General features: G+C 70.8%; 25 protein-coding genes. 9 read left to right on the forward strand and 16 right to left on the reverse strand.

What is annotated here, in order from left to right; genetic code table 11:
- Positions 1–73: 73 nt before the first annotated feature.
- The 3 genes from IE182_RS02510 to IE182_RS02520 form a co-directional block, all read right to left on the reverse strand.
- Positions 74–349, reverse strand: a complete 276-nt coding sequence (locus IE182_RS02510; RefSeq protein ID WP_190107966.1) for a hypothetical protein — start codon at positions 347–349, stop codon at positions 74–76.
- 291 nt (positions 350–640) lie between these two features.
- Entirely contained in the window at positions 641–1198 is a 558-nt protein-coding gene (locus tag IE182_RS02515; RefSeq protein WP_229844527.1) for a hypothetical protein, read from the reverse strand.
- Between the two features lie 242 nt (positions 1199–1440).
- Entirely contained in the window at positions 1441–1875 is a 435-nt protein-coding gene (locus IE182_RS02520; protein WP_190107967.1) for a hypothetical protein, read from the reverse strand.
- A 68-nt stretch (positions 1876–1943) separates the two neighbouring features.
- On the opposite strand from IE182_RS02520, the gene IE182_RS02525 reads away from it, so the two are divergent.
- Positions 1944–2219 (forward strand): hypothetical protein, encoded by a 276-nt coding sequence (locus IE182_RS02525; protein WP_190107968.1) that lies wholly within the window; start codon positions 1944–1946, stop codon positions 2217–2219.
- A 258-nt stretch (positions 2220–2477) separates the two neighbouring features.
- On the opposite strand, the gene IE182_RS02530 is transcribed toward IE182_RS02525, so the two are convergent.
- Complete coding sequence (locus IE182_RS02530) at positions 2478–3143, reverse strand: TetR/AcrR family transcriptional regulator (protein WP_190107969.1); 666 nt, start codon at positions 3141–3143, stop codon at positions 2478–2480.
- A 150-nt stretch (positions 3144–3293) separates the two neighbouring features.
- Between IE182_RS02530 and IE182_RS02535 the strand changes: the two genes are divergently transcribed.
- From IE182_RS02535 to IE182_RS02545, 3 genes are all read left to right on the forward strand, one after another.
- Complete coding sequence (locus IE182_RS02535) at positions 3294–3812, forward strand: hypothetical protein (protein ID WP_190107970.1); 519 nt, start codon at positions 3294–3296, stop codon at positions 3810–3812.
- Between the two features lie 86 nt (positions 3813–3898).
- Positions 3899–4831 carry an aminoglycoside phosphotransferase family protein gene (locus IE182_RS02540; protein ID WP_190107971.1) on the forward strand — a complete coding sequence of 311 codons (933 nt, stop codon included), beginning with the start codon at positions 3899–3901 and terminating at the stop codon, positions 4829–4831.
- A gap of 187 nt (positions 4832–5018) precedes the next feature.
- The gene (locus IE182_RS02545; RefSeq protein ID WP_190107972.1) at positions 5019–5408 is read left to right on the forward strand and encodes a cupredoxin domain-containing protein; all 390 of its coding nucleotides are present in this window, start codon (positions 5019–5021) and stop codon (positions 5406–5408) included.
- A 12-nt stretch (positions 5409–5420) separates the two neighbouring features.
- On the opposite strand, the gene IE182_RS02550 is transcribed toward IE182_RS02545, so the two are convergent.
- A complete protein-coding gene (locus IE182_RS02550) occupies positions 5421–6128 on the reverse strand; it encodes a PadR family transcriptional regulator (protein ID WP_190107973.1) in 708 nt (235 codons plus the stop codon).
- A 295-nt stretch (positions 6129–6423) separates the two neighbouring features.
- Here IE182_RS02550 and IE182_RS02555 point away from each other — a divergent pair, with 295 nt between their 5' ends.
- Positions 6424–7524, forward strand: coding sequence for an alpha/beta hydrolase (locus IE182_RS02555; RefSeq protein ID WP_190107974.1), 1101 nt, complete (start codon positions 6424–6426; stop codon positions 7522–7524).
- Positions 7525–7608: 84 nt separating this feature from the next.
- Here the strand turns inward: IE182_RS02555 and IE182_RS02560 are convergent, their stop codons facing one another.
- The 3 genes from IE182_RS02560 to IE182_RS02570 all read right to left on the reverse strand — a co-directional run bounded on the left by IE182_RS02560 (position 7609) and on the right by IE182_RS02570 (position 10740).
- Positions 7609–8157, reverse strand: coding sequence for a DinB family protein (locus IE182_RS02560; RefSeq protein WP_190107975.1), 549 nt, complete (start codon positions 8155–8157; stop codon positions 7609–7611).
- A 165-nt stretch (positions 8158–8322) separates the two neighbouring features.
- On the reverse strand, positions 8323–9789 hold the full coding sequence (locus tag IE182_RS02565; protein WP_190107976.1) for an aldehyde dehydrogenase family protein: 1467 nt from the start codon (positions 9787–9789) through the stop codon (positions 8323–8325).
- A gap of 87 nt (positions 9790–9876) precedes the next feature.
- Complete coding sequence (locus tag IE182_RS02570) at positions 9877–10740, reverse strand: Sco1979 family transcriptional regulator (protein WP_190107977.1); 864 nt, start codon at positions 10738–10740, stop codon at positions 9877–9879.
- Positions 10741–11053: 313 nt separating this feature from the next.
- Here IE182_RS02570 and IE182_RS02575 point away from each other — a divergent pair, with 313 nt between their 5' ends.
- A complete protein-coding gene (locus tag IE182_RS02575) occupies positions 11054–11560 on the forward strand; it encodes an ATP-binding protein (protein ID WP_190107978.1) in 507 nt (168 codons plus the stop codon).
- Between the two features lie 283 nt (positions 11561–11843).
- On the opposite strand, the gene IE182_RS02580 is transcribed toward IE182_RS02575, so the two are convergent.
- The 4 genes from IE182_RS02580 to rpmG all read right to left on the reverse strand — a co-directional run bounded on the left by IE182_RS02580 (position 11844) and on the right by rpmG (position 14048).
- Positions 11844–12083: a DUF397 domain-containing protein gene (locus IE182_RS02580; protein ID WP_190107979.1), complete on the reverse strand. Its 240-nt coding sequence runs from the start codon at positions 12081–12083 to the stop codon at positions 11844–11846.
- Positions 12084–12223: 140 nt separating this feature from the next.
- Positions 12224–12496, reverse strand: a complete 273-nt coding sequence (rpsR, locus tag IE182_RS02585) for a 30S ribosomal protein S18 (protein WP_190107980.1) — start codon at positions 12494–12496, stop codon at positions 12224–12226.
- A 99-nt stretch (positions 12497–12595) separates the two neighbouring features.
- Positions 12596–13828 (reverse strand): GTP-binding protein, encoded by a 1233-nt coding sequence (locus tag IE182_RS02590; RefSeq protein WP_190107981.1) that lies wholly within the window; start codon positions 13826–13828, stop codon positions 12596–12598.
- 55 nt (positions 13829–13883) lie between these two features.
- Positions 13884–14048, reverse strand: a complete 165-nt coding sequence (gene rpmG / locus IE182_RS02595; RefSeq protein WP_190107982.1) for a 50S ribosomal protein L33 — start codon at positions 14046–14048, stop codon at positions 13884–13886.
- Between the two features lie 50 nt (positions 14049–14098).
- Here rpmG and rpmB point away from each other — a divergent pair, with 50 nt between their 5' ends.
- Positions 14099–14335, forward strand: a complete 237-nt coding sequence (gene rpmB, locus IE182_RS02600; RefSeq protein WP_190107983.1) for a 50S ribosomal protein L28 — start codon at positions 14099–14101, stop codon at positions 14333–14335.
- Positions 14335–14640, forward strand: coding sequence for a 30S ribosomal protein S14 (gene rpsN, locus IE182_RS02605; protein ID WP_190107984.1), 306 nt, complete (start codon positions 14335–14337; stop codon positions 14638–14640). Before rpmB ends, rpsN begins: the two co-directional genes overlap by 1 nt.
- Before the next feature lie 84 nt (positions 14641–14724).
- On the opposite strand, the gene IE182_RS02610 is transcribed toward rpsN, so the two are convergent.
- Together IE182_RS02610 and IE182_RS02615 are read right to left on the reverse strand one after the other, a co-directional pair.
- On the reverse strand, positions 14725–15513 hold the full coding sequence (locus IE182_RS02610; RefSeq protein ID WP_190107985.1) for an alpha/beta fold hydrolase: 789 nt from the start codon (positions 15511–15513) through the stop codon (positions 14725–14727).
- A gap of 90 nt (positions 15514–15603) precedes the next feature.
- Complete coding sequence (locus tag IE182_RS02615) at positions 15604–16230, reverse strand: LysE family translocator (RefSeq protein ID WP_190107986.1); 627 nt, start codon at positions 16228–16230, stop codon at positions 15604–15606.
- A gap of 109 nt (positions 16231–16339) precedes the next feature.
- Between IE182_RS02615 and IE182_RS02620 the strand changes: the two genes are divergently transcribed.
- The gene (locus IE182_RS02620) at positions 16340–17314 is read left to right on the forward strand and encodes a LysR family transcriptional regulator (protein ID WP_190107987.1); all 975 of its coding nucleotides are present in this window, start codon (positions 16340–16342) and stop codon (positions 17312–17314) included.
- Here IE182_RS02620 and IE182_RS02625 read toward each other — a convergent pair.
- Positions 17288–17686: a hypothetical protein gene (locus IE182_RS02625; protein ID WP_190107988.1), complete on the reverse strand. Its 399-nt coding sequence runs from the start codon at positions 17684–17686 to the stop codon at positions 17288–17290. The genes IE182_RS02620 and IE182_RS02625 overlap by 27 nt on opposite strands.
- A gap of 472 nt (positions 17687–18158) precedes the next feature.
- A complete protein-coding gene (locus tag IE182_RS02630) occupies positions 18159–18491 on the reverse strand; it encodes a UBP-type zinc finger domain-containing protein (RefSeq protein WP_190108355.1) in 333 nt (110 codons plus the stop codon).
- Between the last annotated feature and the right edge of the window lie 180 nt (positions 18492–18671).

Here is an 18671-nt window from a genome sequence, read left to right on the forward strand (position 1 = left end):
TGGACCGGAACCTGCCCCACCTGCCGACAGACCGTCCCATGGCAGCCCTACGACACCACCTAACAAAGCACTACTAGCTCCCGGTCACCCTGACCCGCCAGGACGAGACGACCAGGGGGCAGGCACGGCCCGGGTCGGGGCGGCAGTGGCGTTGCGCGCTGATGGTGGCTGTGCCGGCGTGCACCTGTCGGAAGACGGCTGATGCGCTGCCGTTCGGCGTCTCACCGCCGGAGGTACGCCGGAGCACCGTGGCGTCGTTGGACTGCGGCGTGCTCCAGGTGTAGTTGAGCCCGTCTTCGCGGTAGGCGGCGAGGCGGACTTCGATGTCGTCACCCAGGCTCGCGGACACCGACCGGCCTTTGTCCGCGTTCGTGAGGACATGGCGCTGGGCCAGCCGGTGCGATGCCGGGCTGTGAGCAGCCGCGGGCGCGGGCGCGGACGCCATGACGGTCACCAAGGCCAGCCCCAGGCCCCATGGAGCGGCAGACCACTTCGTTCCCACCTGAACTTCCCTCCCGACGGCGACAACAGACCTATCGTTCCGGCGAGTTCGGCATATGGATGGAGGGCGGGTTCAAAACCACCCGACCGAGGGGTCGTGGCACCCGACCCCTCGAACCAGGCCAACGGCGAGGCGGGTTCAGCCGGTCCAGGCGCTGAAGGCGCCGTCCCAGGTGAGGACGATGTACATGCCGTTGGCGTTGACGGCCGCGTCCTTGCGGTCCGCATCGAGGGTGGCCCTGACATCGCCCCAGCGGTCGACGATCTGCAGGGTCCAGTGGCCCCGGCTCACCTTCGTCACCTTGGCCGTGCTGCCGTCGGGCAGCGGCAGCGATCCTTCACCGTGCTGCATACCGCCCAGCCACGAGACGGCCTTGCCGTCGAAGGTGAGCACGACGAACATGCCGTTGGCGTTGACGCCCGCGTCATGCTGGTCGGCCTCGATCTTCGCAAGCACGTGGCCCTGGTACAGGATCTCCAGCGTGTAGTGGTGGTCACCGACCTTGGTGATGCGGGCGGTGCTGGCACCGTCGGCCAGCTTCTGGGTGCGGACCTCGGGCGCGGCGGCGGTGGACGACGCCTTGGCCGGGCCGGCGGCGACGGCATTCGCGGCCGGGGCGGCGAGGAGGGCGGCGGCCAGAGCGGCGGTGGCGGCGGCACGGACGACCGTGCGGCGGCGGACGTTCAGGTTCGACACGGGGCGATTCCTTGGAGAGTCGGGAAGCAGAACGGACATCGCATGCCGCCTCCTCTCTCGTGTGGGGCCGTGAGGTGCGGCGGGCTGCACGGGCAAAGTTAATGATCACGTTTGCCGGAGTCGTCTGTTCCATGTCACGTTGGCGTGACAGCGACACGCTTGAGCATGTTTGCGGCTGCGCCGCTGCGCGGCCGTAGGGCCACCCGGCACGGCAGGGCGCGGCTCCTGCCGGGCAGAGGCGGTCAGAAGAACAGCCTGACCCTTGTCGCGATCGGCCGCGGCTCGCGCTCCTCTTCCACACACGCCAGCGCTTCCCGCACCGCGAGGGCCCCCAGGCGGACGAACACCATCTCGCAGGAGTCGACCCAGTGCCATTTCAGGGCCCGCACGACGACACGGGCGCTCACAGGTCCACCCCGGCGGCCTTCAGGGTCCTCGGTGCCCTCGCCGGCCAGCTCCCGCATGACGCCCTGGACGAGCGCCTTCTCATACTCCGGCTCGGGCTCCGGCTGCGCGGTACAGGCGAACTCGCACGACGCCGCCACGCCCTCGGGCAACGGCTCGAAGTCCAGCTCGACGATCCCGAACGTCGGCACGCAGGCCCCGAACGTCTGACGGGAGTACGCCTTCACGCCCCGCACAGGGCGGGCCAGTACACCGGTTCGTGAGTCAGTCATGGCATGGACGGTATGGGTGCCGGTCCGGCTGGGCCACCGACTTACACCCCGGGTCCTAGGCTCGCCGCATGACGTGGAGCGAGGCGGAGTACCTGGAGTGCCTACAGGGCGAGCGGCGTGGCTACGCGTGGGTGATGCGGCGGTACGGCGGGCTCACGCTGCCCGAATCCTGGGCGGCGGCCCTGAGGTGCTACCCCTACGAGCCGGCCGACGAGCCGTTCCGCGGACTCGTCTTCCACGACGAGGCGTGGCACTGGGCGATGTCCGCGATCCACGGAAGCCGGTACGTGATGGAACACCCCGAGCTGGCCTACCCACCGGCCGAGTACCTGGCTCTCGGGTGAACAACACGACCGAGCGCCTCAGGGGCGCGGAACGCGTTCGAGGGCGGCCCGGGACCCCCGCCGGCCACACCGCCGGCCGGCTCGCCGCCGAAGCAGACCGTGTCCGCCTGGATCAGGATGCCGGCAGTGGCATTGCTCAACACGTTCCGTGTATCGCGCCGTTGCACCTGGAACCGCACCTCCCCGCAACCGTGGAGTACAGCGTAGGAGCGCCGGGCGGACGCGTGCCGGAAACGCGGACATCCCGCTGTCGCGCTGTCACATGGCGGCGGCGAGTCCGTCGAGGAGGGCGTGGAGGCCGGTCTCGAAGGTGTTGTCGGGTGCGGCGTTGTAGTCGGCGGCTGCGCTGCCGAGGCGGGCGCGCAGGCGTGGGAACTGTTCGGCGACTGCGGTCGCCTTGGCGAGCGTCTCCTGGAACAGCTGCTCCGGGTCGCCGCCGTCGCGGCTCAGCCGCCGGGTCAGCGACGCCCGGGCGGACGCGCCGACGGCGTTGCCGAGCACGTAGGTGAAGACGGCCGCCGCCGCCCGGTCCGCCTGGGCGCCGGTGAAGCCGGCCGCCTCGTAGACGGCGAGGCTGTGGTCGTCGTAACGGGCCTTGCCGGGGCCGTAGAAGAGGTGGGAGCCGAGGGCCTGCACCAGCCAGGGGTGCCGGCAGAGCATGGCGTACAGGCCGTCGGCCAGCGCGACGGCCGCCGAGCGCCAGTCGGCCGGGTCGGTCCCGGGGAGTTCGATCTCCTGCCACACGTGGTCGCCGACGAGCACGACGAGGTCGTCCTTGTTCTTGACGTGCCAGTAGACGGCCGTGGGGGCGGCGCCGAGCCGCTTGCCCAGGCTGCGCATGTTCAGGCCCTCCAGTCCCTCGTCGTCGAGGAGCTGCACGGCGGTGGTGACGATCTGGTCGCGGGTGAGGGTGTCGCGTGGCATGCGCCCACGATAGGTCGCCGGAGGGGCACTTGTACAAAGTTCAGGAACGCTCTTGCACTTAGTTCAAGAATCCCGCTACCTTCGCCTTGTACTTAGTTCAAGACGAAGCCGGGCGCCGCTCCAGCGCCCGATCCTGGGGGGAAACCGACCGTGAACGCCTTCATCGCCGCCATGCAGCTGTCCGTCGCCGGCGCCTTCGTGAGCATCCCCGTGGTCCGGGCCCGCTTCGGCGCCACCGCGACCGCCTCCGCCCACGCCGAGCTGCGCCGCCAGGGCGTGCGCACCACCGTCCTGGAGGAGAACGGGATGCGCTTCGACGCCGGCGGCCACGAGACCTGGGCGCCGGTGGGAATCGCCACCGTCCTCGCGGCCACCGCCGGGCTCAACCTCGCCGGCAGCTCCTGGGCCGGGGCGCTGAACTGGATCGTTCTCGGGCTCGTCCTGGCCATCAACTGCGTGATCCTCTACAGCAACCTGACGGCCACGACGTCCGTCCAGGCCGCCTTCTCCCGCAAGGGCGACCCCGACCTGGCCCGCATCGACGTCGCCGCCCTGCTGAAGGCCGCCGAGGCGGGCTTCCCCCGCTGGGTCTGGATCCTGCAGAACGCCCGCCACGTCGTCGTGTTCGGCGCCGCCGGCCTCGCCCTGACCGCCGCCGCCCTCGCCTGACCCGGCCCCGGCCCCGGCCCCGGCCCCGGGCAGCACCGCCGGGAAATGGCGTCGACAAGCACCCCCGGCTGAGGACGATCAACGCCATGACGCACAGCAGCCGCGCCGAACGCGCCGTCCGCACCGCCACTGCCGCAGGCCGGCGGCTGGGGTTGCGCGCCGACGGTCCCCGGGTCCTGCACGACGTCTTCAACGTGCTGGTCCACCTCGCTCCCGACCCCGTGGTCGTACGGGTCCCGTCGCTCACGCTCGTGCCCGCCGGGGAACTGGCGGCCAAGCAGCGGCGCGAGCTCGCCGTGGCGGGCTGGCTGGCCGACGCCGGCGCTCCGGTCGTGGGGCCCAGTCCGCTCGTGCCCCGCGAGCCCGTCGAGGCCGAAGGAACGTCCCTGACCTTCTGGGAGTTCGTGCACGAGTCGTCCCCCGATGGTGACAGCGACGATCCCCGCGCGCTGGAGGAGCGTTTCGCCGAACAGACCGGTCAGGCCGCCGCATTGCACCGCCTGCTGGCCGGTTATCCCGGCGAGCTGCCCACCCTCTCGCCTCTCGTGCCCGCCACCGGTTCCTCCCTCGACCGCCTCCGCAAGCAGCCGCAGCAGTTCCTCACCACCGCCGACCTCGACCGCGCCGAAGGCGAGTACGCCGCCCTCGAAGCGCTCGTGGGCGACTTCCCCGCCCACTTCCCCGGGGCCCGCCTGCAGGCGCTGCACGGCGACTCGCCCGGCTACAACATCATCCGCACCGCCGCCGGCCCCCTGTTCGGCGACTTCGAGGACGTCACCCGCGGCCCCGTGGAATGGGACCTGACCCTCGCCGGCCCGCACGGCATCGCAGCCTACGAGCAGGCGGGCGGCGGCCCGGTGGACCGCCGGCTGCTGGACGTCATGGAAAGCGCGCGCATGCTGCAGGTCGTCGGCGCCCTGGCCCTCGTACCGTCGATGCCGGAGCTCGGGCCGATGCTCGAACCCGTCGTCGCCCAGTGGCGCGCCCGGGCCCCGCTGACCCGTCCGGGCGTCGGCTGACGCGTCCGGCCGGTTCACCCACCGGCGCACCGGTACGTCACCGGCATCACCGGCGTCACCGATCCTTAGCCCGGTCGGATGACGAGCGGGTTGTCGCGGTGTGCGCAGGGAAATCTCACCGCACTCGTCCACGCGTCCGAGCCCCGGTCAGGAGCTCGGACCCCGTCGGACCAAGGAGGCCCTGCTCATGTCACGTTCACCGCTCCGCACCCTCCCCCGTGCCCTCCCCCGAACCCTCCTCCGCACCCTGACCGTGCTGCCTGCGCTGCTGGCTACGGCCGTCCTGCCGGCGGGCCCCGTGGCCGCGGAGCCGCGGGGCGCGGCGGTCACGGTCACCGTGGTGATCGAGGGCGCACCGGCCGCCTTCGTCCCCCAGGCCGTGAGCATCCACCCCGGTGACTCGGTCCGCTGGCTCAACAACGACAACGACACCCACACCACGACGTCCGACTCGGGCCTGTGGGACGCCGTACTCGACCCCGGCCAGAGCTTCACCCGGCCCTTCCCGGCGGGCGCGACCTTCGCCTACCACTGCGAGTTCCACCCGTCGATGACGGGCACGGTCGTCGTCCAGTAGCGAGCGCCGGTCTCAGCGGTCCCCCGCGCGGGGGCCGGGGCCGGGGTCCGCGTCCCGGCGGTGCCTCTCGTACGCGTCCGCGTCCCCGTCCGCATCGGCATCCACATGCGCGTCCGCGTTCGCATCCGCGTCCGTGTTCGTGACGATCCCCTCCCACTGATCGCCCTCGCCCGCCATGACGTACGCCCCGCCTTCGAGCCGCTCGATGAGCCCGCGCGTCCACTCCGCACCGCTGTTCGCGGTGTGCGCCCACATCCCCATGATCTCGCCGATGTGGCCCCAGTCCTCGCCCTCCGCCGGGGTCCAGCGCCGGCGGATGTCGTCGCGCCGCTCCTCCAGCCCGGCGAGCCGCTGCTTCAGCAGGGCGATCGCCTCGGCCCGCGGCAGGTCGACGACGAACCCGATGCCGGCGGTCAGCACGTCGGACTTCTCGTCGACCGAGCTGAGCGCCTCGCGCAGCAGCGCGAAGTACTCCCGCTCGCCGGCCTCCGTCAGTTCGTACTCCGTGCGGGGCGGGCCGCCCGCCTCGCTCGGCGCCACGTCGTGCGCGAACAGCAGCCCGTGCCTGGCCATGGACTTCAGCGCGTGGTAGATCGACCCGGGCTTGGCGTTGGACCACTCGTGCGCGCCCCAGAACTCCAGGTCGCCACGGACCTGGTAGCCGTGCGCCCGTCCGTGCTGACGGACGGCGCCCAGTACCAGCAAGCGGATGGCCGCCATCTCGCCCCAGCCTCCTCTGGTTGCCGTACTTCCCCGTACGTGCCGCACGCGCCGTGCCGTTCTCGCCACCGCGCTCGCCGCGCCCTCGCCGATGCGCCCAGCCTAGGCGCCGCGGTCGCCGCCCGGCCCTTCGCCGAGCGTTCAGGACCGGTCGGGATCCGTGCACAGTGGCGTACAGAGTGGGGTACACAGTGGAACGTTTTGCCCCGTGCAGCGCTCTAGCCAGGTGCGCACCGGTTGGCGGCGCTCTGGACCGGCGCGTCCAGGCCGAGACGTCTCAGAGGTTTGCTGATCCATGGGTCTGACGAGCGGCACGCTCCTGGTGGGCATCGTGCTGGGCACGGTGGTGATGTTCGCGCTCTCGGTGTGGCTGTGGCCGCGCCTGGCGCGAAGCGGCTGGAACTGGATGCTGGGGCGGGCAGGACTGATCGTCTTCGTGCAGGTGCTCCTGTTCGCGTCCGTCGCGCTCGCGGCGAACCGCAGCTTCCTGATCTACAACTCGTGGGCGGACCTCGCCGGCACGAAGCGCCAGCCGACCGCGGCGCCCGGTGGCGCGGCCGTACAGGTCCTCGGGCGGCAGGCCCCCGAGGTGCCCGGCGGCAGCAACCCGCGGTCGGGCGGCGTCGTCGAGAAGGTCGTCGTGCACGGCGAGCGCTCCCGCACCGCCGCCCAGGCGTACGTGTACCTGCCGCCGGAGTACTTCCAGAAGGGCGCTGCCGAGCGGCGGAAGTTCCCCGCCGCCATCGTGCTGACGGGCTATCCGGGCGCGGCGGAGAACCTGGTCAAGGGGCTGCGCTACCCGAAGACGGCGTGGACGCAGGTCAAGCAGAAGAAGATGCAGCCGATGATCCTGGTGATGATGCGGCCCACCATCGCGACGGCCAACACCCAGTGCATCGACGTCCCGGGAGGCCCGCAGAGCGAGGCGTTCTTCGGCACGGACGTCACCAAGGCGATTTCGAGCTTCTACCGCGTCGGCAGCTCGCCGCGGAACTGGGGCATCGTCGGCGATTCGACCGGCGGTTACTGCGCGTTGAAGATGGCGCTGCAGCACCCGGAGACCTACGCGGCCGGCGTGGGCCTGTCGGCGGACTACAAGCCGGAGATCGACAAGGACTCCGGTGATCTCTTCCACGGGAACAAGAACGAGGAGAAACGATCCGACCTGCTGTGGCACCTGGACCACCGGCCGCAGGGCGCCTCCTCGTTCCTGGTGACGACTTCGCTGCAGGGCGAGTCGAACTACAAGGCGACCCAGCAGTTCATCAAGAAGGTGAAGAGTCCCGCGCGCGTCTCGTCGATCACCCTCGACCGCGGCGGCCACAACTTCAACACCTGGCGCCGGGAGATCCCGCCGTCCCTGCGATGGCTGAGCGGGCGCCTCGTCGCCGAATGAGGCCCCAGGGGCTTGTGGGTTCCCGGGGCTGTGCCGGGGTGAGGCCCCGGGGACTGTGAGCCCCCGGGAGCCGCGCGGCGGGCCCTAGGCCCCCGCGCCGCTCTCCTCCTCCACCAGCTCGAAGGCGGTCTTCCCGTCGATCGACTCGCGGATGACGTCGGCGTGCCCCGCGTGGCGGGCCACCTCCTCGATGAGGTGGAGCAGCACCCAGCGCATGGAGACGTGCGACGCCTTCGGGAACCAGGGCGCCTCCGGCAGCGCGAACGTGTCCTCCAGGGAGACCGAGTGGATGAACTTCTCGGTCTCCGCCGCGACCTCGGCCCAGCGGCCGAGGAGCACCGCGACGGTCTCCTCCTCGGTGGGCTTCCAGCCGGCCTGCCAGCCCTCCATGGCTTCCTCGAAGCTCTGGGTGGCCAGGCCGCCGCGCGCCCGCTCGATCCAGTTGCTCTCGGCCTGGATCGTGTGCTTGAGCAGCGCCTGCAGCGAGAGCTCGCTGGCGCTCGGCACGGCCGCGGCCTGCTCGGCCGTGAGCCCCAGGACCGAGCGGCGCAGGCCGCCGCGCTGGGCTTCGAGGAAGGCGAGCAGCGTGCCGCGCTCGTCGGAGACGTTCTTCTCGATCACGTGAGTGGGCATGGGGTTCCCCCTGATTTCTCTCGTCCGTCCGTTCCCTTGCGACGAGTTCAGACTAGGACCGATAGAGGTCAGATTCCGTCCTACATGCCCGTCCGCATCACCACAACGGCCCCACCGCAAGCCCTCCACGGGCCGCCGCAGGCCCACGCAGACCCGCCGCACCCCTCAGAACGGGAATCTCGACTTGCCGTGCTGGATCGATATCCACTTGGTCGTCGTGAACGCCTCCACCATCGAGTCGCCGTTCAGCCGCCCCACGCCCGAGTGCTTCTCGCCCCCGAACGGCACGATCGCCTCGTCGTGCACCGTCCCGTCGTTGACGTGGATCATCCCCGTCTCGATGCGCTTGGCGATCCGCACGCCCCGTTCCACATCGCCCGTGTGCACCGCACCGCTGAGCCCGTACGGCGTGGAGTTGGCCATGCGGACGGCCTCGTCCTCGCCGTCGAAGGGGAGGATCAGCGCGACCGGGCCGAAGATCTCCTGCCCCAGGATGGACGCGTCGTCCGCGAGGCCCGTCAGCACGGACGGACCGACCAGCGTGCCGTCCGTCTCCCCGCGTACGAGCGCGGTGGCGCCGTCCGCGACGGCCTGCTCCACGAGCGTAGTGATCGCCTCCGCCTGCCCGGAGTTGATGAGGGGGCCGATGTGCGTAGCCGGATCACCTGGGTCGCCGACCCGCAGGGCCCGCACCTTGGCGACGAACTTCTCCGTGAATTCACGCTCCACCGCCCGGTCGACCAGCACCCGGTTGGCCGCCATGCAGACCTGCCCCTGGTGGATGAAACGGCTGAAAACAGCGGCGTCCACGGCGTAGTCCACGTCGGCGTCGTCGAGGACGATCAGCGCGCTGTTCCCGCCCAGCTCCAGGATCGTGCGCTTGAAGTGGGAGGCGGCGACGGTGGCGACGTGGCGGCCCACCTTGTCGGAGCCGGTGAAGGAGATGACCTTGGGAATCGGGTGCTCGATGAGCGCGTCGCCTATCTCCGCGATGTCGGTGACGACGACGTTCAGCAGCCCGCCGGGCAGTCCCGCCTCCTCCAGCACCTTCGCGACCAGCCCGCCGCCGCAGATCGGCGTGTTCTGGTGGGGCTTGAGGACGACGGCGTTGCCCAGCGCGAGCGCCGGGGCGACGGACTTGATCGACAGGAGGAACGGGAAGTTGAACGGGCTGATCACCCCGACGACGCCGACCGGCACCCGGTAGAGGCGGTTCTCCTTGGTGTCGTCCGGGGAGGGCAGGATGCGCCCTTCCGCGCGCAGCGCGAGATGGATCGCCTCCCGCAGGAACTCCCGGGCCAGGCCCAGCTCGAACGCGGCCTTCACGGCCGTTCCGCCGCACTCGGCCGTGATGGCCGCGGTCAGCTCCGCCTCGCGGTCCTCGATGATGCGCACGGCCCGCTCGAAGACGAGCCGGCGGGTGTACGGGTTGGTGGCCGCCCACGCGGGCTGGGCGCGCTCGGCGGCGCGGTACGCCTGGTCGATCTCGGTGACGCTGGCAGCGGTGATGGAGGCGAGCTTCTCCCCGTCGTAGGGGTTGAAGTCCACGATGTCCCAGGAGCCGCTGCCGGCCCGCCATTCCCCGTCGATGTACTGGTAGGCCAATGCGTCGAAGTAGGTGCTGTAGGACATGCGCCATCCTGTCTGCGAAAGCCGGGGCACTCGTGACGCCCGTAAACGATGTGCGTGCTCCTGATGGGACGTCATCGTACTGATGTGTCAGTGCAGTTGAAGTAGGCGTCCGATCAGATCCCGGCTCGCGGCCGGCGAGAGGCTGTCGGCGTGCAGCCGCTCCATCACCCGCTCGTACTGTGCGACGTCCTCGGACTTGTCCAGGTAGAGCGCGCTCGTGAGCTGCTCCAGGTAGACCACGTCGGACAGGTCCGACTCCGGGAAGCGCAGCATCGTGAAGGCTCCGCTCTCCCCCGCGTGCCCGCCGTGCGCGAAGGGCATCACCTGCAGCGTCACGTTCGGCTGCTCGGAGATGTCGGCGAGGTGCTGGAGCTGGTTGCGCATGACCGTTTCACCACCGTACGGGCGGTGCAGCGCCGCCTCGTCCAGGACGGCGTGGAAGCGGGGCGCCCGCTCGGAGAACAGCAGCTTCTGCCGCTCCATGCGCAGCGAGACGCGGCGCTCGATCTCGGCCTCGTCGGCCTTGGGCTGGCCGCGCACGACCACGGCGTGGGCGTACCCCTCGGTCTGCAGCAGGCCGTGCACGAACTGCACCTCGTAGATCGAGATGTGCGAGGCGGCGCCCTCCAGGCCCACGTACGTCTGAAACCAGCTGGGCAGCACGTCGCCGTAGCTGTGCCACCAGCCCGCGACATTGGCCTCGCGGGCCAGACCGAGCAGCGCCTCGCGCTCGGCGCCGTCGGTGACCCCGTAGAGCGTGAGCAGATCCTCCACATCACGCGCCTTGAAGCTCACCCGGCCCAACTCCATACGGCTGATCTTCGACTCGGACGCACGGATCGAGTACCCCGCTGCCTCGCGCGTGATGCCACGCGACTCGCGCAGCCTCCTGAGCTGCGAGCCCAGGAGTATGCGTCGCACCACGGAACCGCTCGACTCGCTCGTGGCCATCTCTGCGACCCTTCCTCTTCCGGTCCTGTTCCGGCGTTGTCCGTTCCGCACCCTTCTGAGGGCGACCCCCGCTACCCCCGGCGCCGAAGTCTGCCATCTTCGGGCTCCGTTGAGTGCATGTCCGGTTACGCAGACAAGCCACCCAGCGGAGCGCTACCGCAGCAGGCGTAGGGAGATTTGCCCCCCAACCCCCTTGTGCGCCCCCAAATCCACCCCGTGCACGTGCATCTGCCCTTGCATCCGCCCCGCGCATTGGCAACCATGGAGCTCGCACACGTGCACGTCACGTCCTCGATTGCCAGGAGTGCCTCGGATGGGTACCGAAGGATCGACTGTGCTCTCTCCCTTATGGAGAGGGTTGCCCGCGATCGACTCATCCGCCGTCTCCAACTCGGCATCCTGTGCGCTGCCTCCCCGCTTCGAAGCGGTCAGGAACGCTCGGAAATTCACCAGAGCCACGCTCAGTCAGTGGGACCTGAGCGGGCTCTTCGACGATGTCGCGCTCGTGGTCTCGGAGCTGGTGACCAACTCCATGCGGTACGGGGTCCCGGCGGACCTCATGGGCGGCGGCCCGGGCGGTGGCGAGTACGAGCCGTCCGTACGCCTGCACTTGATGCGCTGGACGTCGCGGCTGGTGTGCGCGGTGCGCGACCCGAGCGAGGTCAGCCCGGTGGTGGGTGAGGCGGACGCCGGTGCCGAGTGCGGGCGCGGGCTCACGCTCGTGGAGTCGTTCAGCGACGCGTGGGGCTGGCACCCGCTCGCGGGTGCACTGCAGGGCAAGGTCGTCTGGGCGCTGTTCCGTCTGCCCCAGCACGGCTGACGGACCGGGAAGGGACGGAAGACGGGGGAACGAACGGGGGCGGGGGCGGCCACCGCGGCGGTGACGGGGGTGACCGCCGCGGAACGGGCGGGGGAGGCCGCTGTAGCGGGGGTGGGGGGCCACCGCTACGGGGTGGGGGGCCCTGGCAGCCGCGGGGGAACGGGGGGACCGGGGGACCGCGGCGGTGGGGGCAGGGGTGACCGTCGGGGCGGGGGCGGGGCCGGCGGCGGAGACGGCCGTGGGGGCTGTGAGGGCCGAAGCGAAGGCCGTCATGAATGATCGGTTATTCGGCGATCAGATAGTCGAATTCGCCGTCCTTGACACCCAGCAGCATCGCCTCGATCTCGGCCGGTGTGTACACAAGCGCCGGACCGTCCGGATGGCGGGAGTTGCGTACGGCGATCCCGCCTCCCGGCAGCTTCGCGAACTCCACGCAGGAGCCCTGGGAGTTGGAGTGCCGGCTCTTTCGCCAGACGACATCATCGATGTCCGAGGCGGCCATGCCGTTGTATGCCTGGGGCACTGGACTCTCCCGGATCATTGCAGGGGGCACCCTCACCCAGAACACGGTTTCGAGGATGGCAACTGCTCCGGATCATAGCCGCGTTCATGTGCCTCTGCATGAGCCGATGCACGTGCACTCAGGGTGTTCCCGCCACTACTTCACGACTTCTTCCCGGAAGATGAACCTCCAGCAGAACCGCCTCCGGAATAGGGCAGCAACGCCATCTCGCGAGCATTCTTGATCGCCCGCGACAGCTGCCGCTGCTGCTGCACGGTGACACGGGTCACGCGACGACTGCGGATCTTTCCGCGGTCCGAAATGAACTTTCGCAGCAGGTCAGTGTCCTTGTAGTCGACGTAGGTGATTCCGGCCGCATCCAGGGGATTGGGACGAGGTTTGAGGTTCTTGCGCTGATCGGGGCGGCGGACCATGAACGGAGTTCCTTTCGGATCAGGTGGGGTGGGGTGAGTGAGGTGAGGGAGGTGAGACAGTCCCGTGGGGCGGGCGGGCTGTATGGGACCGGCCGGATATCAGGAGACCGGATCGAGCAGTTGATCGAAGGCGCGTGACAGGCCACGCCAGACATCGGGCCCGCCCGCGTACTCGGCGTCGGTGAGCAGGCACGATCCCAGCAGCGAACGCAGACCGGCACCGTCCAGCCCGGGCGAGGTGAACGTGAGGCACTGACCGCGGTCGCCGTGCTCGGGATGCCAGTCCAACGAGGCCGCCACGCGACGCTCCGCGGGCACCATCTCCCAGGCGGCGTCCGGCAGCGCGGCGAGCCAGGGCCCGGCGTTCTCCACGCACAGGGCGCCGCCGGCCGCATCCCAGGACAGCAGCGTGTCGGGCCGGTCGGCCAGCCAGAACCGCCCCCTGCTGCGCGCGGCGGCGCAGGTCAGGTCCTCCAGCGCCTCGTACAGCCGCCCGGGGTGGAACGGACGGTGGCCGCGCCATACGAGCGTGGCGACGCCGTGTGCGTCGGCTTCCTGCGGCAGGAGCGCGCAGGCCGGGTGCTGGCGGGCAGCGGCGGCCTGGACGTCGAAGCCGGCCACGGCGGCGGCCGCCAGCTCGGCCGAGTCGACGGGGATCTGCCGTGCGGCGGGGGTGAGTTGTGCGAGCAGGGCGTAGTCGCCGACGTCGGCGTCGGCGTCGGCTTCCTGGCCGGCTTCGGCTTCCTGACCGTCTTCGGCGGTGGGCGTGGGGGCTGCGGTGGCCTCCACCACGGCCAGTACGGAGACGTACTCCAGCTGCCGGGCGAAGGTGTCGCCGACCGTGCGCTCGTCGGTCGGTGCGGCGGCGAGTCCGGCCTCGACGAGGTCGTCGCCGTTGGCGAGCGTGGGCAGGGTCAGGGCCGGGTCCACGGCCGTGAACACACCGGTGAGGCGGGCGTCGTCGCCGCAGTGGGCGGCGACGACCTCGGCCATGGCCTTGGGCTCGACGGAGTCCCACAGCTCGACGACGGCGAGCCGGCAGAGGCCGGAGTCGGCGAGCCGCTCCAGTTCGGGCACGAGGTCCTCGCGCAGGGCGCAGCAGGCGCAGTCGTTGACCAGGGGCGTCTCGCCCTCGGCAAGAAGACCGGTGCGGTCGCGCACGGTCCGGCGGACGGTGCCGCCGGCGGCGGTCGCGAGGTCGTGGTGCAGGGCGATGCTGCCCGGCACGGTGTGCAGCAGCCGTTCGACGGCGGCCCTGCGGGCGTCGGCGTGCAGGCCACCGACCAGAACCACGGGCAGGGCCGCGGGCAGCACGGGCTCTTCGGCGGCCATCAGCGGCCGCCCCCGCGCCTGACGTATCGGCGCCGGATTCCGGGCTTCATGGCGCTCAGCGCTCCTCTCGGAAGGCCACGTGACGGCCGGCGACCGGGTCGTACTTGCGCAGTTCGAGGCGGTCGGGGTCGTTACGGCGGTTCTTGCGGGTCACGTAGGTGTGGCCGGTGCCGGCGGTGGACCGGAGCTTGATGACGGGTCGTAGTTCGTTGCGGGCCATACGGGCTACTATACAGAAATGGTTTCCATTTTCATTAGGAGGTTCGTGCCATGTCCGCCCACTGCCAACTGACCGGCCGCCAGCCGGGATTCGGCAACTCCGTCTCCCACTCCCACCGACGCACCGGCCGCCGCTTCGACCCGAACATCCAGCGCAAGCGCTACTGGCTCGCGAGCGAAGGGCGCCACGTCCGGCTGACGCTGAGCGCGAAGGGGATCAGGACCGTGGACCGGATCGGCGTCGAAGCCGCAGTGGCCCGCATCCGCGCACGAGGAGGGAACGTCTGATGGCGAAGAAGAGCAAGATCGCGAAGAACGAGGCGCGACGACTGACCGTCGCGCGGTACGCCGCCCGCCGCGCGCTCCTGAAGGCGGTCATCCGCAATCCGCAGACCCCGCCCGGCGAGCGCGAGGCCGCCCAGCACGAACTGAGCCGCCAGCCGCGCGACGCGAGCTCCACGCGCGTCCGCAACCGCGACGCAGCCGACGGCCGCCCCCGCGGCTACTTCCGCGCCTTCGGCCTCTCCCGCATCAACCTCCGCGAGCAGGCCCATGCGGGGTACTTGCCGGGGGTGCGGAAGTCGAGCTGGTAGGGGGCGCTCGGGGGGGGGCGGCTTGGGCCGGGGCGGCTTGGGGGGGCGGCTTGGGGGGGGGCGGCCTGGTCGACTGCGCTGTTCCTACGGCTTGTGCGCGGTGGTGAGGAAGTCCAGGACGAGGGGGCTGGCGTGGGTGCGGAACTCCTCGAAGTAGGCGTGCCGGGCTTCGGGGATCAGGTGGAGTCGGGCGTCGGGGATGCGGTCGGTGAGCAGGTGTGCGTTGGCGGTGGGGTTGAGCAGGTCGTCGCTTCCGTGGACGACCAGGGTGGGTGCGCTGATGTCCGGCAGGATGTCCCAGGCGTCGTGCCGATTGCTGGCCGTGAGGTGCCGGCGCCGGGCGTGGGCGGGCATGCCGGGATCGCCGAGGGTGTGGTGTGGGCCGGGATGGGAGGCGAGCCATCGAGGGGTGTACATCAGCTCCAGCAGGGCCTGTCGGGCGGCTCCGGGCTGAGGTTGCGCCAGGGCTCGGCGGACGTCGTCGTCGCGTTCGACGCTGTGCGGGCCGCCGGGTGAGGTGCAGCCGAGGACCAGGGCGCCCACCCGGTGGGGGTGGCGGCCCGCGAGTTGCTGGGCCACCCGTCCGCCCATGGACGTGCCGTAGACGTCGGCCCGGTCGATGCCGAGTTCGTCGAGGACGGCGATGACGTCCTGGGCGAACAGTTCGGTGCTGTAAGGGGTGTCGGGCTTGTCGCTGTCGCCGGTGCCGCGGTAGTCGAGCGTGAGGGTGCTGCGCGCGGGATGGAAGTCGGCACGGACCACATCCCACCAGTGGTGGTTGTTGGCCTGGCCCGCCAGCAGGACCAACGGCGCGCCCTGGCCCTGGAGTTGGTAGGCGATGCGGGTTCCGTCCGGTGTCATGGCGTACGTCATCGGCTTCCTCGCTCCCGTCCGGTCGGGCAGAGTGCCCGCGTGGCCCCGGGCCTGAGCGGACGGCGAAGCCGGGAAGTACCGGCCCGGCCCTCAGATACCTGCTGCCACCGCAGCGCCCAGCCCCAGCAGGACGATGCCGGTGGTCACGCCGAGTCCCCGCAGGACGGTCGGCTTCGACACCAGGTCGCGCCCTCGGCTGACGGCCCAGGTGAGCAACATGTACCAGGAGGCGCTGACGAGCGCCCACACGACTCCCAGGGCCACGGTCGACAGGAACACCGGGCCCTTCGCGGTCACGAACTGGGGCAGCACCGAGATGGCGAACACGCCCGCCTTGGGGTTGCCGAGGTTGGTGCTCAGGCCGATGAGATATCCGCTCGCGAAGCCGGTGCCGCGCTCGTCCTTGTCGGTCGGGGTGGTGGAGACGGTGGTGTTGATCGTGTTCCGAAGCGTCTTCACCCCGAGGTACATCAGCACGATGCCGCCTGCGATCCGGAGCGCCGTGTACGCGGTGGGGCTGGCCAGCAGGACGGCGGACAGACCGGCTGCGGCGGCCGTGGACCACAGCAGGAAGCCGGTGGCATTGCCCGCGAGCGTGCCTTGGAGCGTACGTTGGCCGCCTTCCAGAACCTGCCGGATCATCAGGGCTGCACTCGCGCCTGGCAGCATCGCCAACAGCAAGGTGGTGGCGATGAAAACGGGCACATGCGTGGGCATGGGAAAGAGCCCCTTCCGGGGATTGCGGCCGATGGATGCACCACCAGGCTTCCTCTCCCGTACTCATAAGAGAAGTTAAAAGAGAAGGGTGCAGCGTTAGGATCAGTGAATGGTGGTGGACCCGGGACAGCTCCGGCTTCTCGCGTTGATCGAGCGGCACGGCTCCTTGACGGCGGCGGCTCACGCCCTCCGGCTCACGCCCGCTGCGATCACACAGCAGGTGGTCAAGGCCGAGCGCGACTGGCAGGTGCCGCTGGTCATCCGTGGTCCTCGCGGGGCAACGCTGACCGCGGCCGGTGCGCTGCTGGCCTCCCACGGTCGGACCGTGGAGGAGGCGTCGGACAAGGCCGAGGCGGAACTGGCCGCACTGCTCGGCCACCTCTCCTTGCGACTGCGGATCGGAACGTTCCAGGCGGCTGCCCTGCACCTGCTGCCACCCGCCCTGACGGCCCTGCGGCACCGTCATCCGGACGCCGACGTCTCGGTCGTGGACGTGGTGTCCGGACGCGGAGCGGACGAGATCAGCGCGGGGCGCCTCGACGTGGCCATCGTCGCGTCCTGGGGCACGCCGCTCACGCCGCCCCCACACATACGGGCCCACTCGCTCCTGTTGGACCCGATGGTCGTGGTTCTCCCCGACGACCATCCACTGGCCACCGGGCATCCCGCGGACACCGAACTTCACCTGGAACAACTGCGCGACGAATCGTGGGTTTCCATCCTGGCCGGCCATGCCGCCCGCGGACAGTTCCACGACGCGGCCCGCGAGGCCGGCTTCACTCCCACCGTGCGGTTCGAGACCGAGTCCTACGATGTCGCCCAGGCTCTCGTCGGCACAGGCATCGCAGTGGCCCTGGTCTCGCGCCTGGCCCTGACCCATGCGCCCGGCACCACCCACCGCGAACTGGCCCACCCCAGGCCCTACCGCCACCTCTACGCCGTGACCAAAACAGACGCCAGCCTCACACCACTCGCAGACATGCTCATCGACCTCCTCCGCGATGTCGCCCGCGACATCACCGTCGCCTGGGAGGCTCCCCTGCAAGAAGAACAACGCTCATCGAACTCCCCGCACGGAGCCTGAGAAGCCCCCGGCCGACACGTCGGCGAACAGGTCGGCCGGCAGGTCCAGCGTCCGCACCCGCTCCAACTTGTTGACCTCCGCCAACGGGCTCTCCAGGCCCGGCGCCCCGGGGTCCGTCTTCAGCTCGCTCAAGAACGACCGGCCCCCGCCTGCAACCGCCCCTTCGCCGCCCGGCTCGCCGTTGGCGACCACGTCCTCCAGCCGCGAGCGGGTCATGTGCGACAGCCGATCGACGGTCGTCCGGCAGAACCGGGTGTCGAAGTCCTTCATCGCCCTGCCCACCAGCCGCCGGCCCCTCGCCGGGGCCGGCGGCTCGATGTGGTCGTTGCGGCACCGGGCCACCACCGCCTCGACCAGGCGGTCCCGGGACATCCAGCCCTCAGGTCGGCTACAGAGAGCTACTTGTCCGGTAGCGGCAGTTATACGAGCACACGGCCCGGTCGGCAGCCGCGCGCCGGAGCCCGGAGGCGACGCCCGTAGCCCTTGACCACCGGCTTGGCCCCCGGCTCGTCGGGCCGGCACGCGCCGGGTGGCGGCTGTCGGCGGTCAGGCCGCACCGCCGCTCGCCGCCGGAGCCGGCCGGGGCGCGGCGCCTGGGCAGTGCCGCTCCCACGGCCGGCGCGTGCGGCGGCCATAGCTACCGGGGGGGGTGGGCGGCCAGCCAGCCGGACCGGGGCGCGGCACCCGGGCAGCCGGGCTCGCGCCCGCGGCCCGCGGCCGGCGGGCAGCCCCGGCCGGCGCCGGGCAGGACTGCTCACAGCCGGCGCCGGGCAGGCCGCTCGCGGCCGGCGCGTGCGGCTGCCGTGGGTACCGGGGTGGCGGTGGGCGGCCGGCGCCCGTCCGCCTACCCGTCCGTACCGGTGGCGGACGTCGGGACCAGGAGGAGCTCGTCCGCGTAGCACCAGGCCCAGTCCTCGCCCGGTTCGTAGGACCGGGCGAGGTCGTGCCCGGGCACATTGTGCGCGTGGGCGTTCGCGTGCCGCTTCGGTGAGCTGTCGCAGCAGCCCACATGGCCGCAGACGAGGCACTCGCGCAGATGGACCCAGGTGGACCCGATGCGCAAGCACTCCTCGCAGCCTTCCGTCGTGCTCGCCATGACCTCCCGGGCCTCGTCCAGGTGCGTGCACTCACGGCCGGTGGGACGGCCCTCGACATCGGCGGCGACCTGCCATGCCATTGGCTCGCTCATGTCTTTGAGCGTAGGCCCGCAGGCGCCCCTCCGCGCGGCGGCCGTCACCCCCCATGCGTGGCGAAATCCGAGGTCAGCGCGATTGTCAGACCCTGCTGGCAAACTCACTTCCGTGAGCCGGGGAACGGAGACGGGCGACGGGGGTGTTCGCCTCCGCTCCCGGCCCAC

This window comes from Streptomyces cinnamoneus (genome assembly GCF_014650495.1).
Classification (GTDB): domain Bacteria; phylum Actinomycetota; class Actinomycetes; order Streptomycetales; family Streptomycetaceae; genus Streptomyces; species Streptomyces cinnamoneus.